This is a genomic window from Bradyrhizobium sp. HKCCYLRH2047, assembly GCF_051168175.1.
Lineage (GTDB): Bacteria > Pseudomonadota > Alphaproteobacteria > Rhizobiales > Xanthobacteraceae > Bradyrhizobium.
The window spans coordinates 218,026-242,618 of the sequence record NZ_JBNPUM010000004.1; the positions used below are offsets into that span (position 1 = coordinate 218,026).

Genomic DNA, 24,593 nt, shown 5'->3' on the forward strand with positions numbered 1-24,593 from the left:
GGAGGGCCGGCCGTGGATATGCTGCTCGAACCTGTTACGCTGCCGCCGTTTCCCGAAGGCCTACGGATATCGCTCAGGCAGATGCATCTTCTCCAGGCTCCGATGGGTGGCACCCTGGTGACCGGCGGCGCCACGTTCCGCGTGTTCGCGCCGCATGCCAAGGCGGTCTACGTCTCCGGCCCGTTCAACGACTGGGCGCAGGATGCGAACTGCCGTCTCGCGCCGATCGGCAACGGCCATTGGGCGATCTTCGTGCCGTCGCTCAAGGACGGCGACGCCTACATGTATTTCGTCGAGGGTGAGGGCTCGTCCGGCTACAAGCGCGATCCGCATGCGCGGCTGCTCACCGTGGATCCGCCGTTTCCGCAGGCGCATTCGGTGCTGCGCAATCCCGGCGCGTTTCCCTGGCACGACACCGACTTCACGCCGCCGCCCAACAACGAGCTCGTGATCTATCAGCTCCATGTCGGCACCTTCGACATGAAGGCGGGCAATCCCGACGGCTGCTTCTTCGACGTCATCGAGCGCGTGCCGCATCTGGCGAAGCTCGGCGTCAACGCCATCGAGCTGCTGCCGGTGCAGGAATTCCCGACCATGTTCAGCATGGGCTACAACGGCACCGACCTGTTCAGCCCGGAAACCGAATATGGCGAGCACGAAGAGGCGCATCTCGCCGCCTATTTCGCACGGACCAACGAAATCCTGACGGCTGCCGGCGCCGCGCCTTACGCCGATATCGGCGCGGTGCGTCATTGCGACGACCAGCTGCGCGCGCTGATCGATGTCTGCCATGTCCATGGCATCGCCGTGCTGTTCGACGTCGTCTACAATCACGCCGGCGGCGGGTTCGACGAGAGCAGCATCTGGTTCTTCGACCGTCAGGCCTATGGCGATCCCAACCGCAGCCTGTATTTCACCGACCAGGGCTGGGCCGGCGGCCAGGTGTTTGCCTATTGGAACGCCGACGTGCGGCAATACCTCGTCGACAATGCCATCATGCTGTATCGCGAGTATCACGCCGACGGCCTGCGCTTCGACGAGGTCAGCGTGATGGACCGCTTCGGCGGCTGGGCGACCTGCCAGCAGCTCACCGAGGCGCTGCGCGCCGAGAAGCCGGATGCGATCCAGATCGCCGAATACTGGCCTGTCAACCCGTGGGTGGTGAGGGACATCGCGCAGGGCGGCGCCGGCTTCGACGCGACCTGGAGCGACGGCCTGCGGTTGTCGGTGCGCGGCGCCATCGCGAGCGCGGCCGGCGGCGCGGGCGCTGTCGTCCCGATGCAGCCGATCGCCGCGGCGATCGCCGATCTCAGCCTCGACAAGCGCTGGCGCGCGGTCAACTCGATCGAGAACCACGACATCGTCTATGCCGGCCGCGAGCCGCGCATTCCGCGCCTCGCTGATCCCGTCGACAGTCGCTGCTGGTATGCGCGCAGCCGCAGCCGCGTCGCCACCGGCCTGTTGCTGACCGCGCCGGGCATCCCGATGCTGTTCATGGGCCAGGAGCTGTTCGAGGACAGACCATGGAGCGACACGCCGAGCCTGGACACCACGATCCAGTGGTCGCTGCTCGACGGCGAGGACAAGATCACCGCGGATGCGATGCGCTTCACGTCAGAGCTGATCGCGATCCGCCGCACCCATCCGGCGCTGACCGCGGAGGGCTGCGCCATCGTCCACGTCCATGACGGCAACCGCGTGCTTGCCTTCCACCGCTGGGATGGCCAGGGCGACGACGTCATGGTGATCGTGAGCCTGAGCGAGACGCCATGGCGCGACTACGCCATCGGTTTTCCGGCAGGCGGCACCTGGCTCGAGGTGTTCAACAGCGACGTCTACGACAACTGGGTCAACCCGGGCGTCGTCGGCAACAATGGCTCCGTCACCGCCGGCGGCCCGCCGCTGCACGGCCAGCCGAGCTCGGCTGATGTGACGATCCCGGCGAACGGCGTGCTCGTGTTCGCGAGGAAATGAGGATCGTAGGGTGGGCAAAGCGGCCGCCGAAGGCGGCGGCGTGCCCACCATCCAGCAGCGAACTGCAGCGGCGTTCGGTATCGGTTCACACGATCAGCCGTCCCTGCCGCTCCGCAATCCCGATCACCGCTTCCGTTCCGGCATTGAAATCGAGATTGTCCGCCTCGATGCCGTCGGAGAAGATCACGCCGTTCTCGGGCATCAGCGAGCGCAGGCGCAAGGTTTCGGCGCCGTTCAGCCCGCCGCAGACCAGGGAGGTCTGCGACGTCCTGCTCGGAAACGGCTCGCGCACGGCGAAGCGCAAGCTCCGGGCGTCCCAGGGCAGGGCGGTGTAGTCGCCATCGCCGTGGCTGCCGTAACGGCCGGCTATGGCCAGCGCGCCGGTGACGATGCTCTTGAACCAGGCGGTCGAGCCGAGCCCGGTGGCGACGATCAGTCCGCTCGACGACTGCCGTTCCTGACCGTCGCGCGTTGCGATCTCATAGCGGGCGGAAACGTGGGTACGCGCGCCGATGAAGAGGTCGTTGACCGCATGCAGCGTCTGGCCGTCGGCGAGACTCGCGCGCGCCATGGTCACGGCCTTGGCGGCGCGCTTGTCGGCGGCGACCTCGGGCAGCAGGCTCGCGAGATCGGTCGGCGCGAACGGCAGCAGCACGCCGTCATGGCGCTGAGCGTCGGAGTTCAGTCCGAGCAGCGGCTGGCCGTCGAGATATTTCATGGTGTTGGCGACGAGCCCGTCGGGGCCGAGCGCCGCGACGATGTCGGCGGGGCCGAAGATGAAGTTCGGCAGGAAGCCGCGGTCGACGATCTGGTAGCGGCCCCAGCGCTCCAGCGTCTGCGTCGCCGTGGCGCGCGCGGCCTGATAGGCCGCGTGCTCGCGCTCGTAGTCGGAGAAATCGGCGCCGAGATGCTCGACATAGAAGCGGGCCTGGTCCGCGGTGAGGAATCTTGCGATCAGCTCCTCGAGCCGCGTTCTCCTGACGACCAAGACCACCTTGCGGTCATTGCCGGACACGGGGCGCCTCCGCGGGCTTCTGCATCAGGCTGTTCAGCAGCTCCGGCGAGACGTTGAGCTGCCCGATCTTCTCGGCCTTTTCGGCGAGGCCCGAGAACGCCTGCGCGATCAACTGGCCCGGCTGCATGCCGGTCGCGGCCAGCGCCTGGATCACGCGGGTGTCGACGCCCTCGAAGATCTTCATCAGCGCGCCGACGCGATAGGCTTCGGCATCCGCCAAAGTGCGGGTGTTCGCCGCATTCAGCGACACGAAATCCTTGCGCTTGGCCTCGAGCCCGATATCGGCGACCATGCCGGCCTCGCGCAGCTCGTTCTTTTTTGCGGCGACGCTGGCCTCGGCATCCATCTGCGTCTCGCGGATCGAGCGCTTCTTCTGCTCGACCGCGATCTCCGTGTCGAGCTCGCTCTCGCGGATCGCCCGCTCGCGCTCGACGGCGAAATTGCGCCGCGCGAAGATGGCTTCGTCAGCGGTCTTCAGGATCGCCTCGCGCGCTTCGGCCTCCAGCGCCTTGGCGGTCTCCGGCGTCGGCTTCACCGCGCGCACGGCGACGCCGAGGATGTCCAGGCCCAGCGCATCGATGTCGGCGCGGCGCTTCAATCCGGCCGCGATCGCCTCGGCGATGCGGTCGGAGGCGCGCAGCGCTTCCTTCAGGGTCATGTCCTTGACCGCCTGCTGCGCCAGCACCTCGACCGCGCCGAGCACGCGCTGCGGCAGCTCCTCCGGGTCATCGGACTCGTAGGTCTTGCCGTCGCGCTTGAGCGTGAAGTTCAGCATCGCGGCCGCCTTCCTCGGCTCGCCGATGCGGTAGGTCACCTGGCCCTGGATCGTCAGCGTCTGAAAGTCGCGGGCGATCTGCTGGAAGATGAAGGCGGCATCGCGGCTGCCGATCGGGATCGCGACCAGCGAGGTCGCGGGCCCATAATAGAAGGTGGAGAGCCCGGCGCCTTCCTCGACCACGCTGCCGGCGCGGTACTTGAGGAGATAGGTGGTGGGTTGGGCCTTGATGAAGCGTAAGCCGAACATGGCGGCCTCCTGACGTTGACTGGCGTAAGTGTGTCACGCCAACTTAGTAAGTTGGACAGTACAACTAAGTATGCTAGTGTCAAGGGACGAATTCGGGGGCGGGCGGTATGGCAACACGGCAGGGGCAGGGCGGCGGAGCGGCCGCGAGAGCGGGCGGACTGGATTTTCCGCGGCCGCTGACCACGGTGGACATCGTCATCTTCACGATCCGGCTGGAGGCGCTGCACGTGCTGCTGGTGCGGCGCGGCCACGGCGAGGGGGAGCCGTTCCCGGACGCCTTTGCATTGCCAGGCGGCTTCGTTGACGTGGCCAAGGACGATGATCTCGAAGCTTGCGCGGGGCGGAAGCTCGCCGAGAAGACCGGCGTCCTCAGTCCCTATCTGGAGCAGCTCGGCAGCTGGGGCAGCGCGCACCGTGACCCGCGCGGCTGGTCGGCGACGCACGCCTATTTCGCGCTGATCCCGGCGTCAGCAGCGGAGGCCGGGCTCGCGGCCGATGCGCAATGGTTTCCGCTCGCGGGCATGAGCGTGAAGCCGAAGCTCGCCTTCGATCATGCCGAGATCCTGCAGGCCGCCGTGCGGCGGCTGCGCAACAAGGTCGAGTACACCTCGCTGCCGGCCTATCTGATGCCGGAGGAGTTCACTCTGCCCGAGCTGCAGCGGACCTACGAGATCGTGCTCGATCGTCCGCTGGAGAAGAGCGCCTTCCGCACCCGCATGCTCTCGGCCGACCTGATCGAGCCGGTCGCCAAGATGCGCAAGGGACCGAACCGGCCGGCCCAGCTCTACCGCCTCAAGGCGGCGGCCGCGCCGGTGTATTTTGCGCGGACATTCAACGCGCCGGAGTGAAGCCCCGTAGCCCGCATGAGCGTAGCGACATGCGGGGCTCACGCGCTGGCTGGGAGAACCCGGCTGCCTCGCAATGACCAGGATGGGAAGACGGTGCGCCACGAGACCGTGCGGACTACGCGGCGCGTCTTCGTTCGGTCACGCCGAGAAGTCCACCACCAGCGACTTGCTGGTCGAGCTCGACGAACTGGTGCCGCTGGCGCCGTAGGACGAGGTCGTGCTGCTGTTCGAGCTCTGCAGCGCCTCGAGCAGCTTCTTCAGGAGCTCCTCGACCTGGGACGAGGACGATGACGACGACGAGGACGAGGTGCTTGAGGTGGTGTCGCTGCTGCTGTCGTCGCTCGGCGGCGGACCGGGTGGCGGGCCACCGGCACCACCCGCGCCGCCCGGGCCGCCGGAGAAGGCGTTGGCGAACACGTTCTTCAGCTCGCTTGCCTGGTCCGACGTCAGCTTGCCGCTGTCGACCTCGCTCTGGATGAGATCGTCGATCTTCGACTGCATCTCCTTGGGCGAGGGCGGTGTGCTGGAGGTCGATGACGAGGACGAGCTGCCGCTGCCGCTCTTCAACGCGGAGTCGATGTCGTCGAGCGCCGACGACAGGGCGGTCTGGTCGGTCGAGCTGACCTTGCCGGCCGAGACTTCCTTGGTGAGCTCCTGCTTGAGCAGGTCGAGCGGGGAAAAGCCGCTCATCGAGGAGGCAGAGATCGACGTCATGGCGTGCTCCAGAGGGTAAGACATCAAACCTGCCTCCAGCTGTGGCTGTAACGCTTAACGGCTCCTTGTTCCCTGTGTCCGGATGTGTCTGGACTCCGGTCGCACACAAAATGAAGCAAGAAAGTGGCCGGCCGTCGCGAATCCGGCAATGTCCGCGCCGGAGCGGCCGTCTTGGAGCGGCGACGAGTTTCCACCGCCCAGGATTTGGGTCGCCCGGGGCGCGGTGCTCGGGGTGACGTCCTCTGCCGGGCAAGGCGGCATGCCGCCAGCGCAGTGCTCCGAGTCGCGAAATGGTGTATCGGCGGGTGACGGGCGGGGCCCTCGCTAGGGCATGTCCGCGCCAAGGAATAAGAACTCCCGGAGGAACTCCATGTCGGCCCTGCCGCTTTCTGGCATCAAGATTCTCGATCTGACCCGCGTCCTGGCCGGACCGCTGTCGGCGCAGATGCTGGCCGATCTCGGCGCCGAGGTGATCAAGATCGAGCGGCCCGGCACCGGCGACGACGCGCGCGCGTTCGGTCCGCCCTACCTCAGGGATCCCGACGGCAAGGCCAACAACAACAATTCCTTCTACATCTGCGCCAACCGCAACAAGAAGTCCGTCACAGTCAACATCGCCTCGCCGGAGGGGCAGGAGATCATCCGCGCGCTCGCCAAGGACTGCGACGTGTTCATGGAGAACTACAAGGTCGGCGATCTCAAGCGCTACGGCCTCGACTACGAGGCCATCAAGGCGATCAATCCCGACGTGATCTACTGTTCGGTGACCGGCTTCGGCCAGACCGGGCCGTATTCACCGCGCGCCGGCTATGATGCGATCTTCCAGGCCATGGGCGGGCTGATGAGCGTGACCGGCCACATGGACGGCGAACCGGGGGCGGGGCCGATGAAGGTCGGTCCCTCGATCGTCGACTACATGACCGGCATGAACACCTCGATCGGCATCCTTTCGGCGCTGTATCACCGCGACGTCAATGACGGCGGCGGCCAGCACATCGACGTCTGCCTGTTCGATACCGTGATCGCGTCGCTGTCGCACTACGCCCAGATCTTCCTGGTCAACGGCAAGTCGCCGCCGCGCCGCGGCACCTGGGGCAATGGCGGCATGCCGGCCGGCGTGTTCCGCTGCACCGACGGCGAATTGATGCTGGTGGTCGGCAACGACGCGCAATTCGCGCGCACCTGCGCCGTGCTCGGCTCGCCCCAGCTCGCCACCGATCCGAAATTCGTCAGGAACAACGACCGCGTCGTCAACGGCAAGGAGATCATGGCGATCTTCGCCGGCCTGTTCCTGAAGAACTCGGTGGCGCATTGGCTGGAGGAGCTGGAGAAGGCCGGCGTGCCATGCGGGCCGGTCAACGATTTTGCGCACGTGTTCGCCGATCCGCATGTCCGCTCGCGCGGCATGGAGGTGAAGGTCGAGCACCCGTTCGAGCCGCAGCTGTCCCTGATCCGCAACGCGCTGACCTTTTCGGGCACCCCGATCACCGAATATCGCGCGCCGCCGCTGCTCGGCGAGCATACCCAGGACGTGCTGTCGGGGCTGGGCTATGACGAGGCGAAGATCGCGGCGTTGAAGCAGCAGGGCGTCGTGTAGGGCACCGCTAGTCGCGTCATTCTCCGGTGTCGTCCCGGCGAACGCCGGGACCCATAACCACCGGCCGGCGTGCTGACTCTCGATATCTCTCCGCGTGCCTCAAGACGGATCATGCGGTATGGGTCCCGGCGTTCGCCGGGACGACCCGTGGAGAGAGTTTGCTCCTAATTGTGGCTGTGATGACGGTGCCGCTTCGCCTTGTGCCGCGGCGCATGATAGCGCGGCTCTACAACGTACCGGGCGGGCGGTGGCGCGCCGAGCTGCTGCCGCGATTCCTGCAGACGGCGCTGATAGCCCGGCGAGTTCATGATGCTGGCGGCGGCGCCGCGGGCCAGCACCGGCTCGCTGGCGGTCACCATCACGAGCGTGGACGCGACGAAGGCGAGTAACAGGTGCGGTCGGTACGTCACGAGTGGACTCCATGGTGGATGGTGGGATCCCGGCTACGGGCTGCGCGCTGCAATCTTGACCTTCGACTTTGCCGCGCTCTCGCGCGTGGTCAAGCCGAGCACGGCGCCGCGCACCACCCGCGCGATCACATCCTCGACATCGTCGAGGTCGCATTGACCGTCGGAGAGCTTGGTGAGGCGCTCACTCTCGCGGATGGTGTGATGCGCCATGGCGAGCGCAAAATGCAGGCCCCAGAACAGATCGACCTCGGAGCTGTCGGGCAGGGCGCGCTGCATTGCGCTTGCGAACTTCCGCAGATGGTCGATTTCCTTGGTCTTGATGCGGCGAATTGGCGGCACCGATTCGATCGAGGCGCGGATCATGAACTGCGCCACCGCCGAGCGCTGGTTCTCAGGGCCGAGGCAGCCGCGCAGGATCGGGCCGACGAGGGCGCGCAGGATGTCGGAGATGTCGGCGCGGCCGCCGCCGGCATCCTCGGCTTCACGCAATTCGCGCAGGCGCTCGCGGTTGAGCGCGATCGAGCGCGTCACGAACAGTTCGGCGATCAGTTCGTCCTTGGAGCCGAAATGATAGTTCACCGCGGCGAGATTGACGTTCGCCTCCGCCACGATGTCGCGCAAGGTCACGTCGGAGAAGCCGCGTTCGGCATAGAGCCGCTCGGCGGCGATCAGGATCGCAGTCCGGGTCTGGTCGGTCGCCATGCTCGTCCTCCCGAACGATGAAGCGGGGAGTTGCGTTTCAAACAATTGTATGAAACTATTGTTTGAGACGGCCGCAATGTCAATCACGGTTCTTCCGTGGGGCGACATTTCGGCGCTGCAGCGACGGTTCGCGCGGTCGTGTTGCGCAAGATCACACTTGCACGGACGCCGTGGGCGGGCCGACACTGCGGCCAAAATTTCAGAGGAAACACCCAAGGAGAGTCCCATGGACTTCACGATGTCGGCGAAGCAGCAGGAATGGCTGGAGCGCGTGCGCAGCTTCATGACCAAGCATGTCCGCCCGGCGGTGCCGATCTACAAGCAGCAGGACGCCGAGGGCGATCGCTGGAAGGTGATCCCGATCCTGGAGGACCTCAAGGCCAAGGCGAAGGCCGAAGGGCTGTGGAACATGTTCATGCCGCCGTCGCCACATGAGGACGACGAGTTCCGCGGCGCCGGTCTGTCCAATCTCGAATATGCGCTGCTGTCCGAGGAGATGGGCCGCATTTCGTGGGCCTCCGAGGTGTTCAACTGCTCGGCGCCGGACACCGGCAACATGGAGGTGTTCATCCGCTACGGCACCAAGGAGCAGAAGCGCAAATGGTTGCGCCCGCTGATGGACGGCGAGATCCGCTCGGCCTTCCTGATGACCGAGCCGGCGGTGGCGTCGTCGGATGCCACCAACATCGAGACGCGGATCGTGCGTGACGGCGATCATTACGTCATCAACGGCCGCAAATGGTGGTCGTCGGGCGTCGGCGACCCCCGTTGCAAGATCGCGATCCTGATGGGCAAGACCGATCCGTCGGCCGCCAAGCATCAGCAGCAGTCGCAGATCCTGGTGCCGCTCGACACCCCCGGCATCAAGGTCGAGAAGATGCTGCCGGTGTTCGGCTTCGACGACGCGCCGCACGGCCACGCCCAGGTGCTGCTCGAGAACGTGCGGGTGCCTGCGGAGAACATCCTGCTCGGCGAGGGCCGCGGCTTCGAGATCGCGCAGGGCCGCCTCGGCCCCGGCCGCATCCATCACTGCATGCGCACCATCGGCAAGGCCGAGGAGTCGCTGGAGAAGATGGTGCGCCGGCTGATGACGCGCACCGCGTTCGGCAAGAAGATCATCGAGCATTCGGTGTGGGAGCAGCGCATCGGCGAGGCCCGGACCAATATCGAGATGTGCCGGCTGTTGTGCCTCAAGGCGGCCGACATGATGGACAAGGTCGGCAACAAGACCGCGCAGGGCGAGATCGCGATGATCAAGGTCGCCGCCCCGAACATGGCGCTGAAGATCATCGACGACGCCATCCAGGCGTTCGGCGGCGCCGGCGTGTCGGATGATGCGGGTCTCGCCAAGGACTACGCCAACATCCGCACGCTGCGACTTGCCGACGGCCCCGACGAGGTGCACAACCGCGCCATCGCCCGGCTCGAAATGAAGAAATACGCCAACGAGCCGCGGCACTGAACTCGTAGGGTGGGCAAGGCCTCCGGCTGTGCGCAAAGCGCGCAGTCGGAGGCGTGCCCACCATTGTCGAGCGCGAAGCAAGAGGGTGGGCACGCTTCGCTTTGCCCACCCTACGTAACTGAGCCCTCTCACGGGCATCGCAGGCGACGCCCGCAATGACGAAAAAAACGAGCGACGGCAATCGCCGCGGCTCGTAGGATGAGACGTAACACCAAGGGAGTTCGTCGTGGCCGACGGCGTCAAGAAGGACGAAGAATTCTCCGGCACCAAGCCGGTCGAGGAGCGGCATCGCTTCGACGAGGCCAAGCTCGCGGCCTGGATGGCCGAGCATGTCGAAGGCTATCAGGGCCCGCTGACCGTGCTCCAGTTCAAGGGCGGCCAGTCGAACCCGACCTATCGCCTGAACACGCCGGCGCGTTCCTACGTGCTCAGGCGAAAGCCGTTCGGCAAGCTGCTGCCGTCGGCGCATGCAGTCGATCGCGAATTCCGCGTCATCGCAGCACTCGGCAAGCAGGGCTTCCCGGTCGCCAAGGCCTATGCGCTGTGCAACGACGACAGCGTCATCGGCGCGGCCTTCTACATCATGTCGATGGAGGAGGGCCGGGTGTTCTGGGATCCGACCCTGCCGCATGTCGCAGCGCCCGAGCGGCGCGCGATCTTCGCCAGCAAGATCGAGACCTTGGCGAAGCTGCACAGCTATGATCCGGCGGCGATCGGCCTCGCCGAGTTCGGCAAGCCGGGCAACTACTTCGCCCGCCAGGTCGATCGCTGGACCAAGCAATATCGCGCCTCCGAGACCGAGCACCTGCCGGAAATGGAGAAGCTGATCGAGTGGTTGCCGCGCACCTTGCCGGTGCAGCAGCGCGTCTCGATCGTGCATGGCGACTACCGGCTCGACAACATGATCTTCCACGCATCAGAGCCGCGCGTCATCGCGGTGCTGGACTGGGAACTGTCGACGCTCGGCGATCCCATGGCCGATTTCACCTATCTCTTGATGCAGTGGATCATGCCGGGCCTCGACGGGGTCGACCTGAAGGCGCTGAACATCCCGACCATGGAGGAGGCGGCCGCAATCTATTGCGGCGTCACCGGCACCGAGCTGCCGGACCTCAACTGGTACTTCGCCTACAATCTGTTCCGGCTCGCCGGCATTTTGCAGGGCATCATCGGCCGCATCCGCGACGGCACCGCCGCCAACGACAAGGCCATCGAGTCCGTCAAGCGCATGGTGCCGATGACCAAGCAGGCCTGGGCCTACGCGCAGAAGGCCGGAGCGGCGTAGCTTGGTAGCCCGGATGAGCGTGAGCGTAAGCGACATCCGGGTTCTTCACCGGCAGAAGTGCTGAACCCGGATGCCGCTTTCGCGCATCCGGGCTCCTCATCAGGCCCGCGTTGGTGCGGGCTCAGCGCCCACCGCCGCCACCACCACCACCGCCGCCACCACCACCGGCCGCGGTCAGCGCGCCGCTGTAGCGCGGATCGGTCTGCTTCATGTAGATCGGCGAGGTATCGCGGCTCTGGCGGCGCTGCGATTGCTGCACCTGTGCATCGGTGCCGCAGGCCGTCCAGGAGACCAGCTCACAGCCCGGCCATTGGATCTCGCGCGCGCTCGCGCCCGTCATGGCCGCGCCGGCCGCCAGGGCGCCCAAGGTGAGCAGGGCTAGTTTCGACAATCTCGACATCTGATCCATCCTTCGGTTTCGGCGAGGCCGGAATGGTCCGCTTGCGAAGTTCGACGGAGGCTCGAAGCAGGCGGTTCGAAGACGTGGGCTGAAAAAATCGCAGCGAGCGCCGATGCCTGCGCTTGAACCAGACCGCTGTCCGCTGCGACACGACGCGGTCGCGCCGGCAAAGAAAGTTTGCGAGCGTGATCAAGGTGATCGCCTCGTTCAGCCTGGGCAGGCGAAAGATTTTACTTTCGCTTTTTCGGAATTTGTGATTTGATGGCCGCCATCCCGCCTCAACGAGAGGGGCGTTGCGCGCGATCGTCACGACACGCGAGGCGGGGAGGCGGTGGCCGCGGAGATGTCGCAGCGTAGCTTGCTACGCGGACGAACGGCAGTTCGCGGACGTGAAGTCGCAGGGTCCTGATACCCCGATGCTGGTATCAAGTCGCGTTGGCCTGAGCGCCGCGCGGCGATGGTGGCCAACAAGCCCGGCGCACCAGGGAGACTGCGTATAAGCGTTAAGACCATCGCGCAGGGAAGGCCGGGTGTTCTCGGCTGCACCTGTGGTACCTGCCGCCTGCATTTCTTTCGCAGGCGGGCCGCAGGCGTCAGCCGACGCCTGGCCTTCCCTGCGCCCTTCGATTGCGAAGGGCGGTGAGTTTCTTGGGATCACTCGGGCGCGGATGCGTCGCGGGAATGAACGCGCATGTTTGGATATCGTCATTGCGGCCAAGCATCGACAGCGTGAACGCGCTGGCGGTGCGCAGAGCCGGGATCCATACGCCGCAGCAGATGTGTTGGGCCAAAAGCCAACCGTCAGCCTGCCTCAAACCGCTCCCTGGGGGTATGGGTCCCCGCGTTCGCGGGGACGACAGCGGTGGGGATGGCGGGCAATCGTGGTTTAGGGGCCGCAGTCGTGCGGCAACAACAGGTGTCGTCCCCGCGAACGCGGGGACCCATACCGCGTGATCCATCGAGGGATGTCGCTGTCAGTTACCTGCCTCACTCCGGCCGGTGGTTATGGGTCCCGGCGTTCGCCGGGACGACAGCGGAGAGTGAGGCAGCCATTCAATTAGATCGGCTTGCCCGCATACGGCATCGACGCGGTCAGCCCACCGTCCACCGGAAAGGCCTGGCCGTTGACGTAGGAGGCCTCGTCGCTGGCGAGGAACAGGGCCATGGCGGCGATCTCATGCGGCTGGCCGGCGCGCTTCAACGGATTGAGCTGGCCGATCTTGCCTTCGGTGCCGCGCTCCTTGGCGCCGTCGAAGATCGGCTTGGTCATGCCGGTCTCGATCAGGCCGGGACAGACCGCATTGATCCGCACGCCGGTGCCGGACAGCGAGTAGGCCGTGGTCTGCACCAGGCTGATGACGCCCGCCTTGCTCGCCGCATAGGGATGGCCCGAGGCGCCGGACTTCAGGCCCGCAACGGAGGCCGTGCAGACGATGGCGCCGCGCTGCTGCCGCACCATGTGCGGCATCGCGTATTTCACCGCGAGGAACGGGCCGATCAGATTGATGCGCAGGATCTCCTGCCAGTGCTCGACGGTCTGTTCGGCGATCGGGATCAAGCCGCCGGAGATGCCGGCATTGGCCCAGATGACGTCGAGCTTGCCGTAAGTGGCAACGGCGCGATCGATGAAGCCGCTCACGTCGGCTTCCGAACCGGCGTCGGCCATCACGGCCTCCGCGATGCCGCCCTGCTGCTTGACGAGCTCGACCGTCTCCTTGACGCCTTCGCTGCGATCGACCGCGATCAGCCGCGCTCCTTCTTTCGTGAACATCAAGGATGCGGCGCGGCCGATGCCGCTGCCGGCGCCGGTGATGATGACGGATTTGCCTTCGAGGCGGCCCATGTTTCCTCCTGCTTCAATTGTGATCAGTTGCGTGCCGCGCAACGGAATTCAAACGCCGTTTCAAACGTGCTGAGATCGCCAAGCGGCTTGAGACGATCTGGGCCTTCACGTACAGCGAGAGACGAGCGGAGGGAAGGGTTGAGCGATGTCGGTTGATGCAACGAAACCTTCTGTCGTCACCACGCGCTGGTGGTGGGTGCGTCACGCGCCGGTGCGCAGCGACGGCGGCAATATCTACGGCCAGTCCGACATCGCCTGCGATACCTCCGATCGCGAGGTGTTCGAGGCGGTCGCAAAAATCCTGCCGCGCAGTGCGGCGTGGTATGCGAGCAATCTGATGCGCACGCATCAGACCGCGGAGGCGATCTGGGCCGCGGGCTTCCCGCGTCCCGCAGCGATGGTCAGGGAGGCCGCTTTTGCCGAGCAGCATCTCGGACAATGGCAGGGCATGAACCGCGCCGCGTTCCTGGCCAGCCGTCCCGCGGGCAGCCACTGGTTCGCCGCCATCGATGAGCCGGCGCCGGGCGGCGAGAGCTACATGGATCTCTACACCCGCGTCACCGCGGCGATTGCTCGTATCACCGTTTCGGAAGCCGGCCGCGACGTCATCGCCGTCGGCCATGGCGGCACCATCAAGGCCGCGGTGGGCCTCGCGCTCGGCGGCCTGGTCGAGAAGGGGTTGGCGTTCGACATCGACAACTGCTCGGTGACCCGGCTCGACCACATCGTGGCTGGCGACGTCAGCACTTGGCGGTTGCCGATGGTCAACCAGCAGCCATGGATCGCCGATGCCGCGCACCGCGCGATGCACCAGCCGGCCGGGCCGGAGGTGACGACGAGCAAGCTGGCGTAGTGAACTTCGTAGCCCGGACGAGCGCAGCGACATCCGGGTTCACCGTTGCAGCGCGTGAGACCCCGGATGTCGCTGCGCTCATCCGGGCTACGCGACCGAGCTCGCGGCTGCCATTCCGCAACTCATAACAACTCAACCCAGGAGGACTCCCCATGACCCTGTTCGACATGACCGGCAAGGTCGCCGTCATCACCGGATCGACCCGCGGCATCGGGCTCGCCATTGCCGAGCGCATGGCCGAGCATGGCGCCAAGGTGGTGATCTCGTCGCGCAAGGCCGATGTCTGCGATGCCGTCGCCAAGGAGCTCAATGACCGCTTCGGTGCAGGCACGGCGGCGGCCGTCGCCGCCAATATCTCCAGCAAGGAGAACCTGCAGAACCTGGTCGACGAGGCCAACCGCATCTACGGCAAGATCGACGTGCTGGTCTGCAACGCCGCCTCCAATCCCTATTATGGGCCGCTCGCCGGCATCTCCGACGATCAGTTCCGGAAGATCCTCGACAACAACATCGTCGCCAACAACTGGCTGATCAGCCTGGTCGTGCCGCAGATGATCGCGCGCAAGGACGGCTCGATCATCATCGTGTCGTCGATCGGCGGCCTGAAGGGCTCGACCATCCTCGGCGCCTACGCGATCTCCAAGGCTGCCGACATGCAGCTCGCGCGCAACCTCGCCTGCGAATACGGCCCGCACAATGTGCGCGTGAACTGCATCGCGCCCGGCCTGATCAAGACCGATTTCGCCAAAGCCTTGTGGGACAATCCGGACAACCTCAAGGCCTCCACCGCGCGCTCGCCGCTGCTGCGCATCGGCATCCCCGACGAGATCGCCGGCGCGGCGGTTTTCCTCGGCTCCGCCGCCGGCAATTTCATGACCGGCCAGACCATGGTGATCGACGGCGGCGCGACGATCAGTTGAGGGGAACTATTCGCGTGGCCGGCGGTGCGGCCTCACCCAACAGTGTCGTCCCGGCGAACGCCGGGACCCACAACCACCGGCCGTCATGAGGCAGGCAACTGGCAGTGACATCCCACGACAGATCACACGGTATGGGTCCCGGCGTTCGCCGGGACGACAGTTGTGATTGTCGCTGCATCCGGGCAAACGTCATAGGCCCCGTAGCCCGCATGAGCGGAAGCGACATGCGGGTTCACACGAAGAGTACGGGAGATCCCGGATGTCGCTGCGCTCATCCGGGCTACAAACGCCCCCTCACTCCACCGCGGCATACACCACGTCGCGCACCAGCGTGCGCAGGTAGTCGCGCTGTCCGGGAGCCTGGGCCATGAACACGCAGAACAGCTCCTCCTTCGGATCGATCCAGAAGAACGTGCCGGCGATGCCGCTCCAGAAGAAGGTGCCGGGCGAGCCGGGGAAGGGGGCGATGCCGGCCTCGCGGCGCACGGCGAAGCCGAGGCCGAAACCGTGACCGGGCGACAGCAGGGTGCCCTGCGTCTTCACATGAGGCCCGAGATGGTCGGAGGCCATCAGCTCCAGCGTCTTTCGGCCGACCAGCCTGATGCCATCGAGGCTGCCGCGGTTGAGCAGCATGGCGCAGAACCGCGCGTAGTCCATGGTGGTCGCGACAAGGCCGCCGCCGCCGGATTCCATCAGAGGCTGCTCGGTCATCTTGAACAGGTTGACCGCCTCGCCGGTCCACGGGTCCTTGGCGAACGGCTCGGCGAGCCGGCCGGCATTGACCTCCGCGGTGAAGAAGGCGGTCTCGTTCATGCCGAGCGGCTTGAGGATGCGCGCGGCGAGGAAGGCGCCGAGCGATTGGCCCGAGACGACCTCGATGATGCGCCCGAGAATGTCGGTCGAGCGGCTGTAGTTGAACTCGGCGCCCGGCTGGCAGATCAGCGGCAGGCCGGCGACGATTGTCGCGTGCTCGGCATTGGTGATCTTGCGGCTGCGCACCCGCGACTGCTGGTAGAGCTGGTGCACCGGCCCGGTGCCGGTGTGCTCATACGCGAGGCCCGAGGTGTGGCGCAGCAGGTCCTGGACCGTCATCGGCTGGGCGACCGGCACCAGCTCCAGCTGGCCGCCGGTCTCGACGCCCACTTTCTGCTCGCCGAATTCCGGGATGAACTTGGCGACCGGATCGGACAGCAGCAGCTCGCCGTCCTCGACCAGCATCATGATCCCGAGCGAGACGATCGGCTTGGTCATCGAGAAGATGCGGAAGATCGAATCCGGCCGCATCGGCGTGTCGGCGTCGGGCGTTTGCCGGCCGATGGCGTCGAACCAGCCGATCCGGCCGCGGCGGCCGACCAGCAGGGTGGCGCCGGGGATGGTTCCCTTGTCGGCCTCGCGCTTGAATGCATCGGAGGCCCGCTGCAGCCGAGCCTGGGACAGGCCCAGCGCCTCGGGGCGGTCATCCGGCAGCGGCGGCGTCAGCGAGCGGAGCGCGGAAAGGGGCACGCTGGATGCGGCAGTCGGCGGGGTCATGGGCTCTCCCTGAAGTCCTGTTGTCGGTTCGCATCAAGTCTGGCGCGGAAGTTGTGGTCTGACCAGTCGATTTGCCCCATTGCACCCTTGCATTCGGGGGGAGGTCTATGCTTCAAAGCGCGCGAACCGGCGACACTGTCCCGGCTCGCTAGGAGTGTAGCTCAATTGGTAGAGCACCGGTCTCCAAAACCGGGGGTTGGGAGTTCGAGCCTCTCCACTCCTGCCAGCGAGATCAAGCACTTAAGCCAAAAATCGACGAGACAGGTGAGGCCGGGGCCCGCGATGCGCGAGCCCCGAATGCGTTTCGGCGACCTCTTATTGCTTCACATAGGGACAGTTGCCGTCCTTCAGCGGCCGGAACACCTGGTCGCCGGGCACCTCCGCCAGCACCTTGTAATAGTCCCACGGGCCCTTCGATTCCTCCGGCTTCTTCACCTCGAACAGGAACATCGAGTGCACCATGCGGCCGTCCTCGCGCAGCACGCCGTTGTCGGTGAAGGCGTCGCGCACCGGGGTCTCGCGCATCTTCGCGAGCACCGGCTTGGTGTCGCGGGTGCCGGCGGCCTTCACGGCATTGAGATAGTGCAGGGTGGCGCTGTAGGTCGCGGCCTGGTTCATGGTCGGCATCCGCTTCATCCGCTCGAAGAACTTCTTGCCGAAGGCGCGGGTGCGGTCGTTGAGATCCCAGTAATAGGCCTCGGTGATGATCAGGCCCTGCGCCAGCTTCAGGCCGAGGCTGTGGATGTCGGAGATGAACATCACGATGCCGGCGAGGTTCTGGCCGCCGGCGACGATGCCGAACTCGGCGGCCTGCTTGATGGTGTTGATGGTGTCGCCGCCGCCATTGGCCATGCCGATGATCTTGGCCTTGGAGGCCTGGGCCTGCAGCAGGAAGGACGAGAAATCCTGGTTGTTGAGGGGATGGCGGGCGCTGCCGACCACCGTGCCGCCGGCGGCACGCACGACGTCGCCGGTGTCGCGCTCGATCGAATGGCCGAACAGATAGTCGGCGGTGATGAAGAACCAGGTGTTGCCGCCGTTCTTGACGATGGCGCTGCCGACCGTGTGCGCATTGCCGTAGGTGTCGTAGGTCCAGTGCACGGTGTAGGGCGAGCAGGACTTGCCGGTGATGTCGGAGCTCGCGGCATCCGTCACGATCATCAGCTTCTCGAACTGCTTCGACATCTCCATGCCGGCGAGCGCGGTGGCCGAGGTCGGCATGTCGATGACCATGTCGACGGCCTCGTTCTCATACCATTTGCGCACGATCGCGGCGGCGATGTCGGCCTTGTTCTGCGGATCGGCGCTGATCACCTCGATCGGCTTGCCGAACATCGTGCCGCCGAATTCCTCGATGGCGAGCTTGGTCGCCTCGAGATTGCCCTGGCCGCCAATGTCCGAATAGACCGACGAGAAGTCGCTGAGCACGCCGATCTTGAGCGGCGCCTGGGCGCGGGCGGGGACGGCGGTGAGGACGAGAGTGGCAAGGCCGATGGCCGCAAGGCTCATCACGCCCTTCCGCGGGGCAGACATCATGGATTTCCTCCGGATCATTGTTCTTATGGGCTGCAGCATGCGGGCCCGAATCATCATGAGCAAGCGCGGGCTGCGCATGAACCACGGCATTTCGTCGCGGTGCTCCGCCGTTCTCCCATCGCGCGGAAAGACAGGGTCGGCAGCGGTAATCCGTGGCCAGTCTTCGAGGCCCGCGCGGCCGTTGAGCGAATGCTCGATGTCGGTCGGGCAGGCGCTGTTTTTTCCGTGCCGCGAACCCGGCAACACGGTAGGCTGCCGTTCAACCCTGCATTGAAGGCGCGAAAGAGGTTGGGAGCATGAGGAGTTTTGCTGCGCTGGCGGTCGGGAGCGGCATCGCACTGGCGCTCGGCTTGTTGTCGGTGCTGGCCTCACCCGCGATAGCGCAGACCAAGCCCGCGCAGGAGATCAAGCTGTCGTATTCGCCATGGGCGAAGGCCTGTACGCGCGAAGCAGATGTTGACGGCAAGCAGATCTGTTTCACCACCAAGACAGCGCGGTCCGCCGAGAACGAGCGAGTTGTCGTGGCCGTGCTCGTCGAGAGAGACGGGGAGGCCCGTAAGGTCTTAAGGGTGGTTCTCCCGCTCGGTCTGCAAACCGTTCACGGAACGCGGATCATCGTCGACGCGGAGAAGCCGATCCAGAGCACCTATTTGTTCTGCGGCGCAGACGGCTGCGTCTCGGACTACAATGCGACGCCTGAGCTGATCGAAATGCTGAAGAACGGCAAGAGCCTGGTCGTTCAAGCCATCAATGCGAATGGCGCACCGCTGTCGCTTCCGCTTCCGCTCGCCGATTTGGCCCAGGCGCTCGGTGCCAAGGCAGGCAACTGGAATGCTGTCGACGAGCAGCAAAGAAAGATGTTCGTGGCTCTGTTCAAGATCAGGAACAACAAGAGCCTCCCGATTTTGAAACCGAATCTCTCTATCATGGCGCCCTGGACCAAGTTCTGCCTGAAGGGCAAGGACGCCGATGCCAAGTTGGTCTGCTTCACGGGCAAGGACGGCCGGATCGAAACGGGCCAACCCTTGCTCGCGGCCGTGGTCATCGAGCCGGAAGCCGACCCGAAGAGGCTGCTGCGGATCACGCTGCCGTTGGGCATGGATTTCGCCGAAGGCACCCGGTTGATGATCGACAGCGAGCGGAGTCTGCAGAAGCCGTTCATCATCTGCTTCAAGAACGGTTGTATGTCGGACTACGAGCTCACCCCGGAACTGTTGGGCAGCCTGCGCCGCGGTCAGACCATCAACGTTCAGGCCACGATGAATACCGGGCAGGTGGTTTCGATGAACCTGCCCTTGCGTGACTTCAACAAGGCTTATGACGGTCCTCCGACGGACCCAAAAGCGTTCGAAGCCCAGCAGAAGAAGCTGCAGCAGGAGCTGGCGCAGCGCGCGAAGGGATCCAAGACGGGGCAGCAGGCCAACATCGCCGACGCCATCGGCGCCGACGCTGCGCCGCCCGCCCAGACCAAGCAGGCTGCCCTCGGTGCCGTTCTTGCTTCCGGCCACTCACCCGGCAAACGAATCGCTCTGGTGATCGGCAATTCGGCCTATCAGAACGTTCCGACGCTCCCCAATCCTGGCCGGGACGCCGCTCTGGTGGCGGACGCGCTACGCCGGGCGAATTTTCAGACCGTGATGCTGGAGAACGACCTGGGCAGAGATCAACTCGTCGGTGCGCTGCGCGAGTTTGCACGGCAGGCCGAGTCCGCCGACTGGGCCGTCGTCTATTACGCCGGACATGGCATGGAGGTCGCAGGAGTCAACTATCTCATCCCGGTCGATGCCAGGATCGCAAGCGATCGCGACATCAGCCTCGAAGCGGTCTCGATCGATCAGGTGCTCAACTCTGCGGAGCGGGCCAAGCAACTGCGCCTGGTGCTGCTGGATGCATGTCGCGACAATCCCTTCGCCAGTCAGATGAAGCGAACCATGACGGTGGCGTCCAGGTCCGTCAGCCGCGGTCTGGCGCAGATGGAGCCCGATCCCGGGACGCTGGTCGTGTTCGCCGCAAAGCATGGCGAGACCGCTCTCGACGGCGATACAGCGAACTCGCCGTTCGCCACGGCCTTCGTCAAGAACATGCAGGTTCCGGGTCTCGAGGTTCGCCGCCTGTTCGACAACGTGCGCGACGACGTGATGGACATGACCGAACGCCGGCAGCAGCCGTATACCTATGGCTCGGTGCCAGGGCGGGTCGACTTCTATTTTGCGACGCCGAAGTGAAACGCGTCGGCCGCACGCGCCTGGGGCAGATCCACCAACCGACCGGGCCGGAGGGCCGTAGGAGCGTCGTTCACCTCGGTACCTTGACCTTCGGCCGGGTCGACAGTAGATATCGAGGACCTGCAGCCGGCCCGCTACACGCGGATATCCGGCGCGGCTTTTCACTCCCCGAACAAGCGAGCCCGTGGATTCGGCTCATCTCTCCGACAAGAGGGTGGGCCACGGTCGGCTGTTCGGTTTTCCCAGTCAACTCTTCAATCGTCCGATGACGGACGAGGACCCCTGACGATGGCTACCAGCCCGTTCAAATTCCTGCAGGAAGTGCGCTCGGAGACCGCCAAGGTCTCGTGGCCGAGCCGTCGCGAGGTCACCATCACCACGATCATGGTGTTCGTGATGGTGGCGCTGGCCTCGATCTTCTTCTTCGCCGCCGATCAGATCATCCGTTATCTCATCACCCTCGTGCTGGGCATCCACTGATGGCAATCGCAACGCAAAGCTCCGACAAGCGCTGGTACATCGTCCACGCCTATTCGAACTTCGAGAAGAAGGTCGCGGAGTCGATCCGCGAGCAGGCCAAGCAGCGCAATCTCGAGGATCTGTTCGAGCAGGTGCTGGTGCCGATCGAGAACGTCACCGAGGTGCGCCGCGGCCGAAAGATCAACGCCGAGCGCAAGTTCTTCCCCGGCTACGTGCTGGTGAAGATGAAGCTGACCGACGAGGCGTTCCACCTGATCAAGAACACGCCCAAGGTGACCGGCTTCCTCGGTGCCGAGAACAAGCCGATGCCGATTTCCGAAGGCGAGGCGATGCGCATCCTGAACCAGATGCAGGAAGGCGTGGAGCGGCCGAAATCGTCGGTGTCGTTCGAGATCGGCGAGAACGTCCGCGTCGCCGACGGCCCGTTCGCCTCGTTCTCCGGCGTGGTCGAGGAAATCGATGAGGCCCGCTCGCGCCTCAAGGTCGCGGTGTCGATCTTCGGCCGCGCCACCCCGGTCGAACTCGAGTTCAACCAGGTCGAGAAGGTCGTCGGCTGAGGCCGGCGATCCACGCTTTCTCCGCCGTCAGAGCTGAGCCCGGAATCCATAGCCTCGATCGGGAATGGGACGGCGAAGTGCCAGCTCCAGCGTGCCTCACGCGGCACCCTGTGGCTATGGAGTCCGGGCTCGCCCTGCGGGCGCCCCGGAATGACGGGAGGAGGGAGCTTTGCCCTCAACCCTTTCCTTTTTGTCCGATCTCGTGTATCGGGCGCCCTTCGCTGCCCAAACGGGGGGCGATTTCGTTCGTGGGAGGCGTGACCGGCTTTGCCAGCTGGGCCAAGCGCGCCGGACCACGGTCCCAAACCTCGCCCGACGGGTTTTGTCGCCCCAAGGCGTTGCGTTCGCATCAGGCAAGGTCGCGAGCGCATTGGAGAATCCCAATGGCAAAGAAAGTAACCGGTTACCTGAAGCTTCAGGTGCCGGCCGGCGCGGCCAACCCGTCGCCGCCGATCGGCCCGGCGCTCGGTCAGCGCGGTCTCAACATCATGGAGTTCTGCAAGGCGTTCAACGCGCAGACCCAGAAGGAAGAGAAGAACACCCCGATCCCGGTGGTCATCACCATTTATGCGGACCGGTCCTTCACCTTCGAGATGAAGACCCCCCCGATGTCCTACTTCCTCAAGCAGGCCGCCAAGATCCAGTCGGGCTCCAAGGCCCCGGGTCGCGACAAGGCCGGCAAGGTGACCAAGGCGCAGGTGCGCGAGATCGCCGAGAAGAAGATGAAGGACCTGAATTGCGACTCGATCGAGTCGGCCATGAAGATGGTCGAGGGCTCCGCCCGCTCGATGGGTCTGGAAGTTGCGGGGTAAGCGGCCATGGCACTCGGAAAGCGTTTGAAGAAGGCCCGCGAGGGTATCGACCGCACCAAGCTCTACCCGCTTGCTGACGCGATCAAGATGATCAAGGAGCGGGCCGTGTCGAAGTTCGACGAGACCATCGAGGTCTCGATCAACCTCGGCGTCGATCCGCGCCACGCCGACCAGATGGTCCGCGGCGTCGTCATGCTGCCGAACGGCACCGGCCGTACGCTGCGCGTGGGCGTGTTCGCCCGCGGCGCCAAGGCCGAGGAAGCCAAGGCCGCCGGTGCCGACGTGGTCGGCGCGGAGGACCTGGTCGAGAAGGTGCAGAACGGCAACATCGACTTCGACCGCTGTATCGCCACCCCCGACATGATGCCGCTGGTCGGCCGTCTCGGTAAGGTGCTCGGTCCGCGCGGCATGATGCCGAACCCGAAGATCGGCACCGTGACCATGGACGTCGCCGGTGCCGTCAAGGGCGCCAAGGGCGGCTCGGTCGAGTTCCGCGTCGAGAAGGCCGGCATCATCCAGGCTGGCGTCGGCAAGGCCTCGTTCGCCGAGGACAAGCTGGTCGAGAACATCAAGGCGCTGGCGGATGCGGTGGTGAAGGCCAAGCCGGCCGGCGCCAAGGGCACCTACGTCCAGCGCGTCGCGGTGTCCTCGACGATGGGCCCCGGCGTCAAGGTCGAGCCGGGCACCGTGCTCGCGTAAGCGGCCGGGCATAGGTTAGTTAGAAGGGCGGGATCGTTCATCGATCCCGCCCTTCGCATTTGGAGTGCCTGCCGCCATGCCCGACAAGGTCCTGATCTATTCCCGCCTGCCGAAGTCGCTGACCCAGCGCTTTGCCGACCGCTTCGAACTGCTCGACAGCGGCGGCAAGCCGGCGCACGAGGTTTTTCCGGCGGACGAGGTCGCGCGGATCCGGGCGCTGATCACGGCCGGCGGCACGCCGCTCGGCGCAGTCGACATGGACAGGCTCCCGGCGCTCGGGGCGATCGTCTGCTATGGCACCGGCTATGACGGGGTCGACCTGGAGGCGGCCGCGGCCCGTAACATCGCCGTCGCACACAGCCCGGGCGCCAATGCCGCGGCGGTCGCGGACGTCGCTGTGATGCTGATGCTGGCGAGCACGCGGCGGCTGATGGTGGCAGACGCTTACGTCCGCGACGGGGGCTGGGCGTCCGCAAAACCATCGCCGCTGATGAAGCCGCCGCCGAGCCTCGCCGGCTGCAAGGTCGGCGTCTACGGCATGGGCGAGATCGGCCGCAAGATCGCGGCCCGGGTCGCGGCGTTCGAGACCGAAATCGGCTATTTCAGCCGCACGCGCTACGACGACCTGCCGTATCAATATTTTCCGAGCCTCGAGGCGCTCGCCGAATGGTGCACCGTGCTGATGATCGCGGTCCGTGCCAGCACCGAGACCACTCACGTCGTCAACGCCGGGCTCCTGAAGCGGCTGGGGCCCGACGGCCATGTCGTCAACATCTCGCGCGGCTCCGTCATCGACGAGCGCGCGCTGCTGGCGGCGCTACAGGACGGCACCATCGCCGGCGCCGGCCTCGACGTGTTCGAAACCGAGCCGCATGCGCCGGATGAGCTGACCATGCTGCCGAACGTGGTGGTGACCCCGCATATCGGCGGCAACACCAGGGAGGCGCACGTCGCCATGCAGGCCTGCGTGGTCGCCAATCTTACCGCGTTCTTCGCCAGCGAGCCGATGCCGCATCCGGTGAAGTAGCCGCAGGACGCGTGTCGTAGCCCGGATGAGCTTCGCCTTCGCCCTTTCGGGCGCAGCCGTCCGCTCATTCGGGCTACGGATCTCGCTCCGTCGCTGCCGGATCGTTCCGCGCCGGTGCAGAAATATTTTGATGCACTGCACGGCTCTGTGAATTGCGAGCCATTCTCGAATGCATCTAACTCGCGTTGTCGAACGAAAGACAGCGAGGGCGGCAATGGCGGCGTTCACATTGAAGATCAACGGGCGCGAGCATCAGGTCGATGTCGATCCCGGAACTCCCTTGCTCTGGGCCATCCGCGACAATGTCGGGTTGACCGGCACGAAGTATGGCTGTGGCGTCGCGCAGTGCGGCGCCTGCACCGTCTATGTCGATGGCCAGACCGTCCGCTCCTGCTCGTTGCCCGTCTCGGCGGTCGGAAAGAGCGAGGTGACCACGATCGAGGGGCTGACCTCCACTGAAGCCGTCGCCGTGCAGAAGGCCTGGGCCGCGCACGATGTGCCGCAATGCGGCTACTGCCAATCGGGGCAGGTCATGAGCGCGGCCGCGCTGCTCGGCCTCAATCCCAAGCCCACCGACCAGGACATCGACCTGGCGATGAACGGCAACATCTGCCGCTGCGCGACCTATGTCCGCATCCGCGCTGCGATCCATTCCGCCGCCAAGTCGCTGGAGGGCTGAC

Annotated in this window: 23 protein-coding genes and 1 tRNA gene; 15 read left to right on the top strand and 9 right to left on the bottom strand. The window is 65.5% G+C overall.

Going from position 1 to position 24,593, the window contains the following annotated elements; all coding sequences use genetic code 11:
- Positions 1-18 precede the first annotated feature (18 nt).
- Entirely contained in the window at positions 19-1,974 is a 1,956-nt protein-coding gene (locus tag ACQR1D_RS11340) for an alpha amylase C-terminal domain-containing protein (protein WP_434838451.1), read from the top strand.
- An 85-nt stretch (positions 1,975-2,059) separates the two neighbouring features.
- Here the strand turns inward: ACQR1D_RS11340 and ACQR1D_RS11345 are convergent, their stop codons facing one another.
- Complete coding sequence (locus ACQR1D_RS11345; protein WP_434838363.1) at positions 2,060-2,989, bottom strand: sugar kinase; 930 nt, start codon at positions 2,987-2,989, stop codon at positions 2,060-2,062.
- A complete protein-coding gene (locus ACQR1D_RS11350) occupies positions 2,976-4,013 on the bottom strand; it encodes an SPFH domain-containing protein (protein WP_315800996.1) in 1,038 nt (345 codons plus the stop codon). Before ACQR1D_RS11350 ends, ACQR1D_RS11345 begins: the two co-directional genes overlap by 14 nt.
- Before the next feature lie 107 nt (positions 4,014-4,120).
- Between ACQR1D_RS11350 and ACQR1D_RS11355 the strand changes: the two genes are divergently transcribed.
- Positions 4,121-4,861 (top strand): NUDIX hydrolase, encoded by a 741-nt coding sequence (locus tag ACQR1D_RS11355; RefSeq protein ID WP_434838362.1) that lies wholly within the window; start codon positions 4,121-4,123, stop codon positions 4,859-4,861.
- 138 nt (positions 4,862-4,999) lie between these two features.
- Here the strand turns inward: ACQR1D_RS11355 and ACQR1D_RS11360 are convergent, their stop codons facing one another.
- Positions 5,000-5,575, bottom strand: a complete 576-nt coding sequence (locus ACQR1D_RS11360; RefSeq protein ID WP_434838361.1) for a hypothetical protein — start codon at positions 5,573-5,575, stop codon at positions 5,000-5,002.
- A gap of 370 nt (positions 5,576-5,945) precedes the next feature.
- On the opposite strand from ACQR1D_RS11360, the gene ACQR1D_RS11365 reads away from it, so the two are divergent.
- Positions 5,946-7,172, top strand: coding sequence for a CaiB/BaiF CoA transferase family protein (locus tag ACQR1D_RS11365; RefSeq protein WP_316216030.1), 1,227 nt, complete (start codon positions 5,946-5,948; stop codon positions 7,170-7,172).
- Positions 7,173-7,336: 164 nt separating this feature from the next.
- Here ACQR1D_RS11365 and ACQR1D_RS11370 read toward each other — a convergent pair whose 3' ends face one another.
- Both ACQR1D_RS11370 and ACQR1D_RS11375 read right to left on the bottom strand, forming a co-directional pair.
- Positions 7,337-7,582 (bottom strand): hypothetical protein, encoded by a 246-nt coding sequence (locus ACQR1D_RS11370; RefSeq protein ID WP_315800992.1) that lies wholly within the window; start codon positions 7,580-7,582, stop codon positions 7,337-7,339.
- Between the two features lie 33 nt (positions 7,583-7,615).
- Entirely contained in the window at positions 7,616-8,284 is a 669-nt protein-coding gene (locus tag ACQR1D_RS11375) for a TetR/AcrR family transcriptional regulator (protein WP_434838360.1), read from the bottom strand.
- Positions 8,285-8,510: 226 nt separating this feature from the next.
- Here ACQR1D_RS11375 and ACQR1D_RS11380 point away from each other — a divergent pair, with 226 nt between their 5' ends.
- Together ACQR1D_RS11380 and ACQR1D_RS11385 are read left to right on the top strand one after the other, a co-directional pair.
- Positions 8,511-9,746, top strand: a complete 1,236-nt coding sequence (locus ACQR1D_RS11380) for an acyl-CoA dehydrogenase family protein (RefSeq protein ID WP_316177088.1) — start codon at positions 8,511-8,513, stop codon at positions 9,744-9,746.
- A gap of 226 nt (positions 9,747-9,972) precedes the next feature.
- Entirely contained in the window at positions 9,973-11,031 is a 1,059-nt protein-coding gene (locus ACQR1D_RS11385) for a phosphotransferase family protein (RefSeq protein ID WP_434838359.1), read from the top strand.
- Between the two features lie 121 nt (positions 11,032-11,152).
- Here the strand turns inward: ACQR1D_RS11385 and ACQR1D_RS11390 are convergent, their stop codons facing one another.
- The gene (locus ACQR1D_RS11390; RefSeq protein ID WP_316177091.1) at positions 11,153-11,431 is read right to left on the bottom strand and encodes a hypothetical protein; all 279 of its coding nucleotides are present in this window, start codon (positions 11,429-11,431) and stop codon (positions 11,153-11,155) included.
- A gap of 1,057 nt (positions 11,432-12,488) precedes the next feature.
- Positions 12,489-13,274 (bottom strand): SDR family NAD(P)-dependent oxidoreductase, encoded by a 786-nt coding sequence (locus ACQR1D_RS11395; protein ID WP_316237726.1) that lies wholly within the window; start codon positions 13,272-13,274, stop codon positions 12,489-12,491.
- A 145-nt stretch (positions 13,275-13,419) separates the two neighbouring features.
- Here ACQR1D_RS11395 and ACQR1D_RS11400 point away from each other — a divergent pair, with 145 nt between their 5' ends.
- Positions 13,420-14,127, top strand: coding sequence for a histidine phosphatase family protein (locus tag ACQR1D_RS11400; RefSeq protein ID WP_434838358.1), 708 nt, complete (start codon positions 13,420-13,422; stop codon positions 14,125-14,127).
- 152 nt (positions 14,128-14,279) lie between these two features.
- Positions 14,280-15,047 carry an SDR family NAD(P)-dependent oxidoreductase gene (locus ACQR1D_RS11405; RefSeq protein ID WP_434838357.1) on the top strand — a complete coding sequence of 256 codons (768 nt, stop codon included), beginning with the start codon at positions 14,280-14,282 and terminating at the stop codon, positions 15,045-15,047.
- Positions 15,048-15,341: 294 nt separating this feature from the next.
- On the opposite strand, the gene ACQR1D_RS11410 is transcribed toward ACQR1D_RS11405, so the two are convergent.
- Positions 15,342-16,577, bottom strand: a complete 1,236-nt coding sequence (locus tag ACQR1D_RS11410) for a serine hydrolase domain-containing protein (protein WP_315800984.1) — start codon at positions 16,575-16,577, stop codon at positions 15,342-15,344.
- Between the two features lie 150 nt (positions 16,578-16,727).
- Here ACQR1D_RS11410 and ACQR1D_RS11415 point away from each other — a divergent pair.
- Positions 16,728-16,803: transfer RNA gene (locus ACQR1D_RS11415), tRNA-Trp, on the top strand.
- An 89-nt stretch (positions 16,804-16,892) separates the two neighbouring features.
- Here the strand turns inward: ACQR1D_RS11415 and ACQR1D_RS11420 are convergent.
- On the bottom strand, positions 16,893-18,113 hold the full coding sequence (locus ACQR1D_RS11420) for an ABC transporter substrate-binding protein (RefSeq protein WP_434838356.1): 1,221 nt from the start codon (positions 18,111-18,113) through the stop codon (positions 16,893-16,895).
- Between the two features lie 296 nt (positions 18,114-18,409).
- Between ACQR1D_RS11420 and ACQR1D_RS11425 the strand changes: the two genes are divergently transcribed.
- From ACQR1D_RS11425 to ACQR1D_RS11455, 7 genes are all read left to right on the top strand, one after another.
- Entirely contained in the window at positions 18,410-20,338 is a 1,929-nt protein-coding gene (locus tag ACQR1D_RS11425; RefSeq protein WP_434838355.1) for an invasion associated locus B family protein, read from the top strand.
- Between the two features lie 288 nt (positions 20,339-20,626).
- Positions 20,627-20,818 (top strand): preprotein translocase subunit SecE, encoded by a 192-nt coding sequence (gene secE, locus ACQR1D_RS11430; protein WP_315800982.1) that lies wholly within the window; start codon positions 20,627-20,629, stop codon positions 20,816-20,818.
- On the top strand, positions 20,818-21,375 hold the full coding sequence (nusG, locus tag ACQR1D_RS11435; protein ID WP_009031827.1) for a transcription termination/antitermination protein NusG: 558 nt from the start codon (positions 20,818-20,820) through the stop codon (positions 21,373-21,375). Before secE ends, nusG begins: the two co-directional genes overlap by 1 nt.
- A gap of 383 nt (positions 21,376-21,758) precedes the next feature.
- On the top strand, positions 21,759-22,187 hold the full coding sequence (gene rplK / locus ACQR1D_RS11440) for a 50S ribosomal protein L11 (protein ID WP_012045056.1): 429 nt from the start codon (positions 21,759-21,761) through the stop codon (positions 22,185-22,187).
- Positions 22,188-22,193: 6 nt separating this feature from the next.
- Positions 22,194-22,886 (top strand): 50S ribosomal protein L1, encoded by a 693-nt coding sequence (gene rplA / locus ACQR1D_RS11445; RefSeq protein ID WP_315754183.1) that lies wholly within the window; start codon positions 22,194-22,196, stop codon positions 22,884-22,886.
- A gap of 76 nt (positions 22,887-22,962) precedes the next feature.
- Entirely contained in the window at positions 22,963-23,913 is a 951-nt protein-coding gene (locus ACQR1D_RS11450; RefSeq protein ID WP_316237728.1) for a 2-hydroxyacid dehydrogenase, read from the top strand.
- 214 nt (positions 23,914-24,127) lie between these two features.
- Positions 24,128-24,592 carry a (2Fe-2S)-binding protein gene (locus ACQR1D_RS11455; RefSeq protein ID WP_315800980.1) on the top strand — a complete coding sequence of 155 codons (465 nt, stop codon included), beginning with the start codon at positions 24,128-24,130 and terminating at the stop codon, positions 24,590-24,592.
- Position 24,593 lies beyond the last annotated feature (1 nt).